Origin of the sequence: Nocardioides mangrovicus (assembly GCF_003674065.1) — a bacterium.
In the GTDB taxonomy this organism is placed as follows: Bacteria; Actinomycetota; Actinomycetes; order Propionibacteriales; family Nocardioidaceae; genus Marmoricola; species Marmoricola mangrovicus.
On sequence record NZ_RDBE01000010.1, the window covers coordinates 540,226 to 553,563 of the forward strand.

General features: G+C 71.7%; 15 protein-coding genes. All 15 read right to left on the reverse strand.

Features of this window, described 5'->3' with window-relative positions; all coding sequences use genetic code 11:
• The 15 genes from D9V37_RS17185 to D9V37_RS17260 all read right to left on the reverse strand — a co-directional run bounded on the left by D9V37_RS17185 (position 1) and on the right by D9V37_RS17260 (position 13,170).
• On the reverse strand, positions 1 to 975 hold the full coding sequence (locus tag D9V37_RS17185) for an FKBP-type peptidyl-prolyl cis-trans isomerase (protein ID WP_121807358.1): 975 nt from the start codon (positions 973 to 975) through the stop codon (positions 1 to 3).
• 152 nt (positions 976 to 1,127) lie between these two features.
• Complete coding sequence (locus D9V37_RS20310) at positions 1,128 to 3,917, reverse strand: bacterial transcriptional activator domain-containing protein (RefSeq protein ID WP_158604509.1); 2,790 nt, start codon at positions 3,915 to 3,917, stop codon at positions 1,128 to 1,130.
• A gap of 34 nt (positions 3,918 to 3,951) precedes the next feature.
• Positions 3,952 to 4,914: a hypothetical protein gene (locus D9V37_RS17200; RefSeq protein WP_147455993.1), complete on the reverse strand. Its 963-nt coding sequence runs from the start codon at positions 4,912 to 4,914 to the stop codon at positions 3,952 to 3,954.
• A 122-nt stretch (positions 4,915 to 5,036) separates the two neighbouring features.
• Positions 5,037 to 5,657 carry a hypothetical protein gene (locus D9V37_RS17205; RefSeq protein ID WP_121807360.1) on the reverse strand — a complete coding sequence of 207 codons (621 nt, stop codon included), beginning with the start codon at positions 5,655 to 5,657 and terminating at the stop codon, positions 5,037 to 5,039.
• 100 nt (positions 5,658 to 5,757) lie between these two features.
• Complete coding sequence (locus tag D9V37_RS17210) at positions 5,758 to 6,240, reverse strand: pilus assembly protein TadG-related protein (RefSeq protein WP_121807361.1); 483 nt, start codon at positions 6,238 to 6,240, stop codon at positions 5,758 to 5,760.
• Entirely contained in the window at positions 6,240 to 6,686 is a 447-nt protein-coding gene (locus D9V37_RS17215; RefSeq protein ID WP_121807362.1) for a TadE/TadG family type IV pilus assembly protein, read from the reverse strand. The genes D9V37_RS17210 and D9V37_RS17215 overlap by 1 nt, the downstream gene beginning before the upstream one ends.
• A complete protein-coding gene (locus tag D9V37_RS17220; protein WP_121807363.1) occupies positions 6,683 to 7,132 on the reverse strand; it encodes a TadE/TadG family type IV pilus assembly protein in 450 nt (149 codons plus the stop codon). The genes D9V37_RS17215 and D9V37_RS17220 overlap by 4 nt, the downstream gene beginning before the upstream one ends.
• A 1-nt stretch (position 7,133) precedes the next feature.
• Positions 7,134 to 7,355: a Flp family type IVb pilin gene (locus D9V37_RS17225; RefSeq protein WP_121807364.1), complete on the reverse strand. Its 222-nt coding sequence runs from the start codon at positions 7,353 to 7,355 to the stop codon at positions 7,134 to 7,136.
• 37 nt (positions 7,356 to 7,392) lie between these two features.
• On the reverse strand, positions 7,393 to 8,322 hold the full coding sequence (locus tag D9V37_RS17230; protein WP_232524978.1) for a type II secretion system F family protein: 930 nt from the start codon (positions 8,320 to 8,322) through the stop codon (positions 7,393 to 7,395).
• Positions 8,319 to 9,221 carry a type II secretion system F family protein gene (locus D9V37_RS17235; RefSeq protein ID WP_121807366.1) on the reverse strand — a complete coding sequence of 301 codons (903 nt, stop codon included), beginning with the start codon at positions 9,219 to 9,221 and terminating at the stop codon, positions 8,319 to 8,321. The genes D9V37_RS17230 and D9V37_RS17235 overlap by 4 nt, the downstream gene beginning before the upstream one ends.
• A gap of 7 nt (positions 9,222 to 9,228) precedes the next feature.
• Complete coding sequence (locus D9V37_RS17240) at positions 9,229 to 10,551, reverse strand: CpaF family protein (protein ID WP_121807367.1); 1,323 nt, start codon at positions 10,549 to 10,551, stop codon at positions 9,229 to 9,231.
• Between the two features lie 2 nt (positions 10,552 to 10,553).
• Positions 10,554 to 11,462, reverse strand: a complete 909-nt coding sequence (locus D9V37_RS17245; RefSeq protein ID WP_121807368.1) for a hypothetical protein — start codon at positions 11,460 to 11,462, stop codon at positions 10,554 to 10,556.
• A gap of 3 nt (positions 11,463 to 11,465) precedes the next feature.
• A complete protein-coding gene (locus tag D9V37_RS17250) occupies positions 11,466 to 12,161 on the reverse strand; it encodes an SAF domain-containing protein (RefSeq protein WP_121807369.1) in 696 nt (231 codons plus the stop codon).
• A 168-nt stretch (positions 12,162 to 12,329) separates the two neighbouring features.
• Positions 12,330 to 12,854 (reverse strand): hypothetical protein, encoded by a 525-nt coding sequence (locus D9V37_RS17255; RefSeq protein WP_121807370.1) that lies wholly within the window; start codon positions 12,852 to 12,854, stop codon positions 12,330 to 12,332.
• A gap of 100 nt (positions 12,855 to 12,954) precedes the next feature.
• On the reverse strand, positions 12,955 to 13,170 hold the full coding sequence (locus D9V37_RS17260) for an SCO4848 family membrane protein (protein WP_121807371.1): 216 nt from the start codon (positions 13,168 to 13,170) through the stop codon (positions 12,955 to 12,957).
• Positions 13,171 to 13,338 lie beyond the last annotated feature (168 nt).

Genomic DNA, 13,338 nt, shown 5'->3' on the forward strand with positions numbered 1-13,338 from the left:
CTACTTCGACGTCGCCTTGACCACGTCGATGACGAACCACAGGGTCGCGTTGCCCGGGATCGTCGAGCCGCTCCCCTCGGCGCCGTAGCCGTAGCCCGGGGGGATCTGCAGCAGGACCCGGCTGCCGACCTTCACGCCGCTCAGCCCGATCTTCCACCCCTGGATGAGGTTGCTCAACGACGAGGTGAGCGCGGTCTTCGTGTAGCTCTGGTCGAAGGGCGTGGTCGCCTGGTAGGTCTCCCCCAGGTAGTTGACCGTGACGGTGTCGGTCGCCTTCACGACCGCGCCCGTGCCCTTCTTCAGCACCACGCGCTGCACCGGGGTGGTCAGCGACGGCTTCGCGATGCCCGTCCAGCTGAGCCCCGAGGGCTTGCCCTTGGTGGAGACGACCTTGGGCAGCTGGCTCGCCGGCACGTCGTGCGCCTGATCGTCCGACGGCGTCGGCGAGGTCGCGACCTTCTTGACCAGGTCGGCCACGACCACCAGGTTGTCGCTGGCACCGATGCCCAGATCGGAGTTGCCCGAGCTGGAGCCGAGGAGGTCGGTCGCCGTCGTCACGGCCGCCACCCGGGAGCCGTACGTCGCGTTCTCGAACAGCTTCGCCACGACCCCGCTGAGCTGGGCGGTGGGGATCGACTCGGCCGAGCCGTTGGTGTAGTCGCTGTAGGCGACCTTCTTCGTGGTGCCGTCGCCGATCCAAAGGTAGGCACTGACGGTGTCACCCGTGGCGATCTTGGCGCCCTTCCCCTTCACCAAGGTCGTGACCTTCGCCGACGCCGGCGTGGTGAGCTTCTTGCGCCAGGTCACCTCGATCTTCTCCCCGACCGCCCCGGTGATGGAGGCGGCGTCGAGGTGGCCCGCGGTGGTCGTGCCGCTCCCTTTCTTGGCGCTACTGCTGCCGCACCCGGCCAGGAACGGGAGGATCACGACGGCGGACAGCAGCACGGTCGCGGGGCGGCGGAGTCCTACGGGCACAGGGTGGGCCTTCCGGTCGGGGAGACGACGTCGGAACGGTAGCCACCCAGCATGAGCGTCTGCTGTGAGAACCGGCCCGAGAAGCCATCCGTCCTCAGGATGGTCGCGAGATGAGCAGCGTGGTCAAGCCGCGGTCCCGGGCATTCTCGGTCTCAGCCGGCCTGCCCGGCGGGGGCCTCCGGGCTCACGCCCGGCGCCAGGTGAGCGACCAGCGCCTCGGTCTCGGGCTCGAACCGGTGGCCCGGCAGCGTGCGGAACATCTCGGCGGCGATGGTGGGAGCGCCCTCGGGACCGTCGCCCTTGAGCCGCATCAGGTCGCGCCACAGCTCCTCGGAGTCCGGCACCAGTCGCAGCCCGTTGCGCAGCGCGGCCTCGGCCCGGCGGGGGTCGCCGGCCCCGAGCAGCGCCGTGACGCGCTCGGCCATGGTGACGATCAGCGCGCGGGCGTCGCGGGCGGCCCGGTGCCAGGCCAGCCAGCCGTAACGACCGGCCGGGGTGCCGGAGAACGCTGCCCCCTGGGCCAGCTCCAGCGCTCGCACGTAGCTGCCCGCCTCCGAGCCGCCGTCGGGGATGGCGGCCAGCTGCAGCGCGTTCCAGTCGACGTAGACGTCGCCGGAGAGTCGGTAGAGGCCGTCGTCGCCGGCGGCGAGACGGGGCTGGCCGGTGGCGTCGACGCCGAGCCAGATCTGGGCGTCGCGGATGGTGCTCTCCACGACGTCGTCGCCGACGCCGCGCGGCCACAGGCCCGAGCGCAGGGTGGCTTCGTGCAGGCCGTGCGGATGCAGCGCCGCCATCGCCACGAGCTCGGTGAGCACGTCGCGGGTAGGGCCCTGGCCGCCGCTGGGCGTGGTGACCCCGACCGGGCCGAGCAGCTGGACGGTGACCTCGGCGTCGGCGCCGGGCAGCGTGCCCGCGGTGCGGCCGGCCGACATCAGCTCACCGGTCTCCTTGTGCACGAAGCTCGACGGGCGGCTCTCGGCCACCTCGCGGGCGCGGTCGCCGGCCTCCTTGACGGTGTCGCCGAGCAGGACCTTCAGCTCCTGCTGGGCGGCGACGGTGAGCCGCCGCGCGGTGCCCCGCACGCCGAGGACGCCGAGGTCGATGTGGCCGCTGCCGTCGACCACGAAGCGCCATCGCGCGCCCGGGGCGTCGCCGACGCAGATCGCGGCGAAGGCGGTGCGGCCACCGGAGGCGAGCCGGCTGATGCGCTGCACCTGCTCGGCGGAGGGCGGGCCGGAGAGCACGAGCACCTGCGGGCGCAGCTCGGCGTGGCGGGCGGTGCCGCGACCCGAGAGCACGCCGTCGACGCCGAGCCGGGCCAGCAGCCGCGAGGCCAGGCCGAGCCGCTCCTCGGCGGCGTCGAGGGCCTCGTCCAGGCTGTGGCTGAGCGTGACGCGCTCCGGCGCCACCTGGGACAGGTCGTCGCCGAACCCGACCATCTGCACGTCGACGGAGTCCGACCAGGCGTGGGTGACCAGGTCGACCGCCGCCGACATCGCCACCTCGCGGGCGACCGGGAGGTCGCCACCGAGCGCGACGAGGCCGGAGGCGTACTCCAGGTCGACCAGCACGTCGTAGCCGTGCGACTCGGCCACATCGACCAGGGCCGGGTAGGGCGCGGGGCCGGTGCCCGCGAAGTCGGCGAGGTCCGCGGCCGCGACCGACCACGAGCCGCCGTCCTCGGCCGCCCGCCACGGGTGGGACGGGGCCTGCGGCGAGCCGACCACGTGCGCGACGACCTGGTCGTCGGAGAGGTAGACCACCGAGAGGTCGGGCATCGGCAGGTTCTGGCCCAACCGGGTCTCGGCGAGCACCCGCATCGCCTTGTCCAGCAGGTCCGAGCGCACCGGGTTGGCCGCGAGCCGCAGCGCACCCTCGGTGTCACTCGGCGTGCCGAACAGGCCACGGCGCGAGGTGAGCGCGGTCAGCACGCCCGCCAGCAGCAGTCCGCCGCCCAGCAGCAGATCGCCTAGGTCGACGCCCTGCTGGTCCTGATCGCCGGCGAGCGACTCGACACCGGTGACGACGTCGCTCTGCTGGGTGCTCGACGCCTGGTCGGAGCCGGGGGCCGCCGGGGTGGCGGGAGCATCCGGTGCGCTGAGCTGGGTGTGCGCCTGCGGCGCCAGCCGGACGCCGGGACCCTTGGCGTCGGCGGGGAGGACGAGCTGCCAGCCCGGCTGGATCAGGTCGGCGTCGGTGAGCCTGCGGCCATCGGGCTGCATCCGGTCCTTGTTGAGGTCGTAGATCTCCTTGTAGCGCAGCGGGTCGCCCAGCAGTCGCTGCGAGATGTCCCAGAGCGTGTCGTGATGGCGACCCTGCGGCGGCACCACCTCGTAGTGCTTCATCGCACCGCTGCGAGGCGTGGTCGCCCCGACGTCGACCGCGCTCTCGGCGGCCGCGCGGGACTGCGCGGCGTCGGCGCCGGCCACGGTCAGGGAGGAGACGCTGGTCGTGGCCTGCGTCGGACCGGTCGCCGAGGGGGTCGTCATCGCGGCGGACACGCCGTGCACCACGCCGAGGCCACCGCTGAGCATGAGGATGCCGGCCACCAGCCGACGGGCGACGCTCTGCGAGCCGCCGCCGAGGATCACGCCGTGCGGCACCCGTCCCTGGCGCAGCGCCCGCCACTCGCTGATGAAGCAGGCGACGAAGTGCGCCCAGACGATCCATACCAGCACCGCGAGCACGTTGATGACGAGGTCGGAGGTGATCTGCGCGGTGAGCCAGTCGCGCGAGGGCGCGGTGGACGGCAGCGGGTTGCCGACCAGGAGCACCAGCGCCACCGGGACGCCGAGGAGCAGCAGCAGCGACCCGACGACGGACGCCGCGCCCACGAGCACGTTGCGCTCGCTGGAGGAGTCGTCGCGCGGCAGCATGTCGGGCCGGGTCGCGGGCGTCGAAGTCGCTCGCGAACGGGCCTTGGTGGCGTTCGGCGGTGTCATGGGTGCTCCCCTGTCGTGGTCCGACGGGTGGTCGTCACGAGACGTTGATGGCCTGGATCTCGGTGACCGGGATGTTGGCGGTGGTGGACTTCTGGAAGGAGTTGAACCGCGCCCCGTTGAGGTAGACGGTCCAGTAGGCGGTGATGCGGACCGGATACTTGTCGTCAGGCTGGCCCGCCGAGGACCGCGGATAGCGGTACCAGCAGTTGCCACCGGCCACGGGGGTCTCGCCCGCTACGGCCTTGTGGCCGCTGCCGGGACAGGAGATCGAGTCGTCGTCGTTCGTCCCGCGAGGTCGGACGACGATCTTCTCCTCCTTGGCCACGAGGGTCTGCCCGAGGGCGGTGACGGTGACCTGGTGCTCGGTAACGCCGTCGACGTCCTTGGCCGGCTGGCCGTCGAAGAATGACAGCCACTGGTTGACCCGGGGCGAGGTGGTGGGCGAGACGACGGCGACCGGGTAGGGAATCGTGTGGTTGGTGAAGACCAGCAGCTTCCGCTCGTTGTCGCCGATCCGCCTGATCTTGCTCTGGTCGTAGATGTACTCGGCCGTCTGCCGCAGGTAGATCGGCGGGTGGACCGTGAGGTCGTCGTCGATGCCCATGAGGCAGCGTTCCCAGTAGCCCCAGCGCGGCGGCACCTCGTCGGGAGCGTCGTAATACCCGGTGAGCGCCTGGTCCTCGGCGCTCATCGGGTCGTCCCAGCACTTCTTGAACTTCTCCTTGCCCATGATCGCCTTGATCGAGGCCGTGTCGCTCTCGCCACCGGGGCAGTAGGAGCCCAGGGACTGCGGGGTCGAGACCAGGTGGCAGCCACCGGAGTCGGCCGTCGCGGTGCCACCGGAGTCCGTGGCGCCCTGGGACTGGCTGACCGGGTCGGGGTCGGGGTTGGGGGTGGGGTTCGGGTCGATGCCCGCTTGCGAGGGAGCTGAGACCGCCAGAACGACCAGGGCGGCCGCCACCGCGCCCACCACACTGCGGTGCCACGAAGCGTGCACGCTCTCCCCCTCTACATCGGTGCGGATACATCGGTGCGGACTGCGCCTGCACGCGGCCCCCGCGTCCAGGTCATGGTCGTTCTACCCGCTCCGACCGGCGGGAAACCTCGGTGTCGCCCATCTCAGGACGGGGCGAACGGCACGCCCACGACCTTGACGCCGGAGCAGGTGACGTCGTCGTCCGTCACGTCGGCCACCTTCCATACTCCGCCGGTCTTCGTCATGTTGAACGCGATACCGGCGACCTTCGGCGGGTCGTGGGGCTTGTTCGTCGCACGGACCAGGGTCCAGCCGCCCAGCCGGGCACAACCGATCACCTTGACGATCGACCCGGACCTCTCGATGCGCACGGGGGTGAACGGAGTAGGCCCGGGATAGAGCTGCTTGTCCTTGATGTCGGAGTTGGCGATGGACTGGTACGACAGCGCGGAGGTGCTCAGCTTCTTGGCGCGGGGGAAGTCGAACTGCTGGGCGTTGACGTCCTGGGCGTAGGCGACGTTCCAGGCTCGGACGCCCTTGACCGGTCCCAGGTCCTCGAAGCGTGACAACGGCGCCTGGGTCGGGCTCGGCGACGCCGACGCGCTCGCGCTGGGCGACGGGCTGGGCGAGGTGCTGCTCGACGTGGTGCTCGGCGTGGCGGAGGCCGATCCGCTGCTCGTGGAGTCACCGCCACCACAGCCCGCGACCGCGGCCGCGAGGACGGGGATGGCGACGAGCGCCGCCACACGGTGCGCCTGCGTCATGAGATGACCAGCTCCTTCGTCTGAGGTGTCCGGATGGTCCCGGTGCCGGCCCTTGTATACCCGTCGGCACTGCCAAGAAACGCTGCGGCTCGGCGTCCGGCTACTCGTCGAGCGGCTTGGTGATGCCCTCGTAGGGCCGGGCACGACCGCTGCCGCTGAGGTTCATGTGGCTGATGGTGGCGATCTGCAGCAGCGTGGTGTCGATCTCCCCGGACACCTTGACCGAGACGTAGAGCGGGTGGCCACCGGGGCCGTCGCTGATCGCGATGTCGGTGCAGTGGATGCGGACGCCGACGCTGTTGGCACTGATGGTGTTGCAGTAGGTCCGCACCGCGTCGTAGGCCTTGCTCGGGTCGAGCTCGAGCGTGGTGGAGTCGAGGTTCACCTGCTGCGCCCCGGCGCGGGCGGCCTCCTCGGCGTAGGCCACCGCCACACCGCGGGCGTTGAGCAGCCGGGAGCCGTCGATGCCGAGCCCGCCGAGCAGCAGCAGCATCATCGCCAGGATCGGCAGCGCGGGAGCCAGCGAACCGCGCTCGTCGCGCCGGTGCAGCCGGGCCGTCAACCGGGCGGTGAGCCGGGCCATCACTCGGTCCCGTCGTCGAGCCCGCGGTTGGGGTCGAGCATCGAGGTGAAGGTCGACTTGGAGGTGATGACCTTGGTGACACCCGGCAGGCCCGCGTCGGCCAGTGAGTAGCGGCAGGTGGCGGTGACGGTGACCGCGTTGCCGGGCTGGAACTGACCGCTTGGCACCGTGACCTTGGCCGTGGCCCGGCAGTCCGAGGGTGCGTCGGCCAGCCCCTGGTCGAGCACCTGCTGGGCGTTGGCCTGCGCCTGGTCGGCCGACCGGGAGTCGGTGGCGGTGCGGGCGGCGTCGCGCGTGCTGGCGTCGAGCAGGCCGTGCACCTGGGCGACGATGCCGTAGGCGTAGATGAGGGCGAAGATGAACAGCAGGCTCGGGGCGAGCATGGCGAGCTCGATCGACAGCGAGCCCCGCTCGTCGCGCCGGCGCCTGAGGAGGGGCCTGCTCACTCGTCGGCCTCGAACCGCTCGACCGAGCCCGACGCGGTGCCGTGGGCCGTCAGGTCCAGACCCGGGATGAGTGAGATCGTCTTGCCCGACACCGAGACCGTGGTGCGTGGGAACCGCTCGTCGTAGTGCGGTTGCGCGCCGAAGGTGACCTGCGGGTCGTTCAGACCGCCGCTGCCCACGCTCGCGGCGAAGTCGGTGGTGCGCGCCCGCACCTGTGGCAGCAAGGAGTCGTAGGTCGCGGCGTCCTGGGCCAGCCGCAGCTGCGACACGGCCTCCCGCGCCGCCTGGATGGCGACGTTGCGGCCGTAGAAGTACAGCGCGGCCTGGATGGAGAGGAAGATCAGCGCCAGCAGCCACGGCGCGAGGAAGGCGAGCTCGAGCGCGCTCGCGCCGCGTTCGTTCCGCCGGCGCGGGACGCACGCGGGCACGAGCACGCGCAGGCTCATCTCAGCAGCCACCGCCCGCGTTGTCGCACATCTCGCCCTTCTTCTTGTTCACGATGCCCATGATCGCCGCGCCGATGATCGAGGCGGCGAGCACCACGACGGCGGCGATGAGTGCCCATTCCAGGACGCTTGCGCCGCCCTCCTCGCGGCGCAGCCGCTCGAAGCGAGCGAACATGCCGCGGTAGACGATGAGGCCCAGGGTGAGAGCCGGGTCGTTGAACATGGTGGTGATCCCCTTCTTTGAGAAAGCGCGGACGCGGTCAGGCCTTGAGCAGCTGAGAGACGGCCGGGAACCCGAGGAAGATCATGAAGGCGGTGCTGATGAGCATCTGGGCCACCAGCATCGACTGCGACTTCTCCCCCTCCTCGCCCTCGGCCTGGGTGAGCTCGCGTCGCCGCAACGTCGCGGCACGGGCCGAGAGCGACGAGCGGATCTTCGCGCCGTCGTCCGCAGCCAGCAACAGGGCCCCCGAGAGCTCTTCGAGCTCCTCCACACCCAGAGCCTTCCCCAAATCGCCGAGGGCAACCCACGGAGTGGTGCCGTAGAGGCGGGCGTTGGCCAGGGCGCTGCGGATCCGGACCATGGACCAGTGGTCACCCACGCTGGCCGCGGCGAGCAACGCCTCGGGCAGGCCGCGACCACCGGCGAGGTTCATGGCCACGAGGTCGAGGAAGACCCCGACGCTGCGGCGGAAGTCCCGGCGTCGCTCGCCGGCCTCCGAGCGCAGCACCACGTCGGGGAGCAAGAAGCCCACCAACGCGAAGATCAACCCGACGAAGGCGGGCACCACGGGGGGCACGTGGGCGCCTCCCAGGGTCAGGATCGACCACACCACCGGCGCCAGCAGGAACAGCCCGACGGCGGTGACCGCCTTGCTGGCCAGGTGGAACCCGACCGTGCGGCTCATCAGCGCGAGGTCCTGGCGTTGCCGGCCCAGCTGCCAGCCGCGGTCGGCGGCGAGCACCTCGAACCGGTCGGCGAGCTTGGCGAACATGGTCTGCACGCGGTCCTGCTGCCCGCCCTCGGCGAGCTCGTGCGCGGTGATCGTGTGGGTCGACATCGACCGGGAGCCGGAGTCGATGCGAGCGAGCATCGTGCCGACGCCGGTGCGCGGACGGGCGAACACGCGGGTGACCAGGTAGAGCCCGGCGCCGGCCACGGCGCCGCACATCAGGGCGAGGAACATCATGCGGCACCACCGGTGCGGATGGTCTCGATCTCGTCGCTCACCACGGTGGTGTCGTCGAAGACCAGGAAACGCTCGGTCTTCGACGGCGCGGCGAGGCTGCGCAGCCACAGCAGGCCCAGGCCGAAGATGGCGGTGATGATGATGAGCATCAGCTGCCCCAACAGCGTGTCGTAGGGCTTGACGTAGGTGCGGTTGAAGACGCTCAGCCCGCCCATCATGCCCAGCACGATGACCAGCACGATACGCACGCTTCGCCGGATCGCCTTGCGGCTGGCCTCGATCCGCCGCCGCATGTCCAGCTCCTCGCGGGTGGAGACGGCCAGCTCGGAGAGGACGTCGCGCAGGCCCGGCCCCCGCAGCCGGGCGTTGAGCAGCAGCGCCGCGCAGATGACGTCGGCGCTGGAGTCGTGCAGGTCGGCGGCGAAGGCCTTCAGCGCTTCGGGGAGCGGGTCGCGGATCCGGATCCGGTCGACCAGCAGGTTCAAGGAGGGCCGGATCGCCGGACTGGCGTTGGCCGCGGTGGCCGGGATGGCCTGCTCGAGGCCGATGGCGCCGGCGATCGTGTCGCGCAGCGACTCGGTCCACTGGGCCAGCGCCTCCAGCTTGCCGATGGCCAGCTTCTCCACGGTGCCCGAGCCGGCGATGCGGTCCCAGAAGGCGACCAGCAGCCCGATGCCGACGCCGGCCACCACCCAGTGCGTGCCGATGAGGGCCACCAGGCCGGCCACCGCGCCGAACAACATCCGCCGGCCGCGCTCGCCCAGCGACTCGCGCTGCTTCGTCGGCTTGCCCACCGGCCGCTCGGGCAGCCCGACGACGGCCAGCACGGCCACGAACAGGCCGAGCCCGAAGACGACCCCGGCGAGCAGGGCGATCGGGGTGCGGAGGACGTCGATCACGGCACGATCACGCCCACCGGTTGACGACCTGGCCGACGTAGCCGTTGGCCATCAGGTCGTCGATGCAGGAGATCGGGGCGTGGGGCACCGCGACCCCTTGGCTGTTGAGTGCGAAGACCTCGCTGGAGAGCACCCGGCCGTCGACGCCGGTGACCTCGCGCACGCTCTCGATCGCGCGGTTCAGCGTGCCGCCGCGCGCGTAGTCGTTGCGCTTGCGCAAGAACACGACGAAGTTGATCGACCCGGCGATCAGCATGTGCGTCGCCTCGACCGGCAGGTGCTCCTCGGCCTGCAGGGCGTAGGTGGAGATGCGGTTGAACACCTCCATCGAGGAGTTCGCGTGGATCGTGGACAGCGAACCGTCGTTGCCCTGGCTCATCGCGTTGAGCATCGTCACGATCTCATCGCCCAGCACCTCGCCGACGATGACCCGGCTGGGGTTCTGCCGCAGCGAGCGGCGCACCAGGTCGGCCATGGTGACCATGCCGAGGCCCTCGGAGTTGGGCAGCCGCTCCTCGAAGGCCACCACGTTGGGGTGGAGGTCCTCGAACTGGTCGAGTCCGAGCTCCAGCGCCCGCTCCACCGTGATCAGCCGCTCGTGGGCGGGGATCTCGTTGGCCAGCGCGCGCAGCAGCGTGGTCTTGCCCGAGTTCGTCGACCCGGCGAGCATCACGTTCTTCCGCGCCTTGACGCAGGCCCGCAGGAAGGAGGCGAGCTCGGGCGTCATGGTGCCGTTGGCCACCAGGTCGTCGAGCCCGACCTTGCCCAGGCGCGAGCGCCGGATCGAGATGCTGGGTCGCGAGCACACCGACTGCACGGCCGAGAGCCGGGAGCCGTCGGGCAGCCTCAGGTCCAGCTGGGGGTTGGCGGTGTCGAAGGGGCGCGAGGCCAGACCGACGCTGGCGGCGAGGATCTGGATCAGCTCGACGAGCTCCTCGTCGCTCTCCGCCACCGGGTCGGAGAGCTCCTCACGACCGTCGGCATAGCTGACGAAGACCCGGTCGCAGCCGTTGATGTCAACGTTCTCGACCTCGGGGTTCTGCAGCAGCGGCTGCAGCCGGCCGACCCCGAACAGGGCCGCGTGGATGGCGGCGGCGAGCAGCTCCTCCTGCTCGACGCTGGGCGGCGTGCGGCCGATGCTGATCTCGGCCCGGGCGTGGTCCTCGAGCACCTGGACCACCAGGGACCGGGCGTACTGGCGCTCGTCCTCGGGAGCCATGGGTGTGCGGGCGGCGAGCTCGTCGCTGCGTCGCTGCTGGTTGAGCCGGTCGGCGACCTGGGCCCGCAGGGTGCGGACCAGCTGCGGGTCGGCGACGGCGGGCTGGGTCATCGTCACGACGTCACCTCGCTGCGCTCGCGATGGCGGCGGACGCCGCGGCGGCGCCCCCGTCGGTTGGTGGGCTTGACCTCGCTGCCGTCACCGCCGGGCAGCCCCGCCGTCACGGCGTCGTCGTCCTCGACGGCGGCCGCGACGTCGTGCGGCGTCGCGGAGCCGGCCAGGTCGGCGTAGGCCTGGGCCGCCACGGTGCGTGCGCTGCGGGCCAGCATGCTGCGCTCGGGCCGGTAGACGGTGACGCCCTCGAACATCACGACGGCGCGCGGGTCGTAGGCGATCGACCCGTAGTCGCGGACCCACCCCAGCCCGCTGCGGATCGCGGCTGAGGCGGCCTGCCGGTCGCGCTCCTGGTCGGGGTCGGCGATGCCGACGATGCCGACGCGCAGGCCGCGCTCGCGGGCCGGCTCCTCCAGCGTCTCCAGCCGGCGGCGCAGGTGCAGGGCGCTCCACGCGGTGGGGCGGTAGACCGCCAGCAGCAGATCGGAGCCGAGGACGACCGCCAGGTGGTCGGAGGTGGCCTGCACCTGACCGACGTCGACGAACATGTCGGCGTCGGAGACCTGGGAGAACAGGTCGATCAGCGTCGGCCACATCGGCGCGACGGCCGCGGCCTGCTCCGGGCCGGGCAGGCCGACCAGCACCGGCTGGCCGCCGACGGCCTCTTGGGTGTGCTGAGCGACCGCGACGGGGTCCATCCCGCGCCGGGCGGCCGGCAGCACCGAGAGCAGGCCCCGGTCGGGATCCATGGCCCGGCCGTCGGAGCGTTGCAGCCGCAGCCCGACGTCGCCGCCGAGCGGGTCGGCGTCGAGCACGATGGTGGGTGCGGGCCACAGCGTGGCCAGCAGGAGGGTCGTGGTGGTCGCGCCGGGGGCTCCCTTGGCGGACATCACGGAGATGATCGCCACGAGTTACTCCCCGGGGGAGACGAGGTCGACGTCGGGGTCGGTGTCGCTCGGCAGCACGGTCATCGCCACGTTGCCGTTGGCCGACAGCGCGGCCACCGCACCGGCGTCGGAGCGCTTGACGACCACCGTGACGTTGGCGCTCCCGCTGGCCCCGCCGGAGTGGACCCCGACGACGCGAGCGGCATCGACCACCGAGTCGCCGGGGTTGTAGGAGCTGGCCGCCGTGCTGCTCTGGCTGGAGGTGACGAAGTAGAGCCGGACGACGTCGCCGGGGCTGGGCACGGTGCCGGGGCGCTTCGCGGAGCTCACCACGACACCGACCTCCTCGGCGCCGGCGGGCAGGATCTGGCCCTTGCTGAACATCGTGCGCGTGATGAAGGCGCCGCGGGGGACGCCGACCAGGGCGCGGCCGCCGGAGACGGCGCTCAGCGCGGTGGTGCGCACCAGGGTCGCGGTGTCGCCGGCGACCTTCACCTCGCGGAAGTCGGAGGCCTCGACCTTCTGGCCGACCTCGATGTTCTGCGCCGCCACCAGCACCGAGACCCGGTCGCCGCTGCGGAAGGCGATGAGTGCGCTGCCCAGCGCGCCGAGCAGGATCAGCAGCACCGCCAGCGCGGCCAGGGCCGGACGTCGGTCGCGCCGCGCTGCGGGCAGCCGGCCTCGCACCGCCTCACGCTCGCGGACAGGGCTCTGGACCATGGGGTTCCCTCCGTCGTCGCATCTCGCACCGAGCCACGGGCCCGACCGTGACCACCACCAGGACCGCCCCGATACCGGCCTGACGCCGTTCGCGCGCGGCCGTCGACCGCGCAGAACGGTTGTTCCCCTGCTGGAGCGCGGCAAACCCGTGCGTCACCGCGTATTTGGTCAGCCGATCGTCACCTGGACGACGTTCGAGGCCTGGCCGGTCGTCGGGTCGAGCAGTCGGAAGCTGGCCGCCCCCCGCTGGCTGGTGATGATGTAGGTCGAGAAGGCCCCGCCGTGCACGGTCACGGTGACGCCGGCGAAGGAGCCCCAGGTGGTGCCGGTCATCCGCTGCACCTGCAGCGTGACGCCGTCGGCGCCGGGGTACTGCCCGGTCAGGGTGACCCGGCTACCGGCCCCGGCCTGCGCCGGCGCCGTGAGCTGGATGCCCTGGGCGGGGGTGGGGGTCGGTGTGGCGCTCGGGGTGGGGCTGGCCGAGGCCTCCCCAGAGGTGATGGCGACCGTGGGCAGCTGGCTGGGAGTGCTCGTCGCGGCCTCGGAACGGTGGGATCCGTCGTCGGTGTCGCCGGTCAGGCCCAGCGCGCGGACCAGCATGAAGGTGACCAGCGCCAAGACGACCGCGATGACCACCGCGAACGCCGCGAACTTGACCAGCGCGGCACGAGCCTCGACCTGCTCGTCCTCCATCGCGCGCTCCCCGCTCCGCTCCGTGCCACCGTTGCCGCTGCCAGCGTACGTGGCGGATGGGACGGGTGGGGATAACGATTTGAGTCGAGCGCGCGCCGCCCTACTTCGCGGTGTCGCGATAGGCGCGCCAGCCCCACCGACCGAGCACGACGGCGATGATCAGGTTGACCACGATGAGCACCGAGTGCGCCACGTAGTACCCGGTCGGTCGGTCCTCCTGCGTGTCGACCAGCGCCTTGGTAAACCGCGCGTAGGTCAGCACGTTCCAGGTGGCGACGGCGAGCAGGACCACGGCGTGCTTGCGCTCGAGCTTCACGCCGCCGAGCGTAGCGGGGACCCGGTTTCACCCGCCGGCCGGCGAAACCGGGGGACGAACCGGGGCGGACCGGTCGCCGAACACCCGGATTCGCGCGCCCGTGGGGTGGTTTGTCTGGGTGCGTGGGCAGTGGGTGGGTTGGCGCGGCAGGGGCTGGACGGTTTCCCC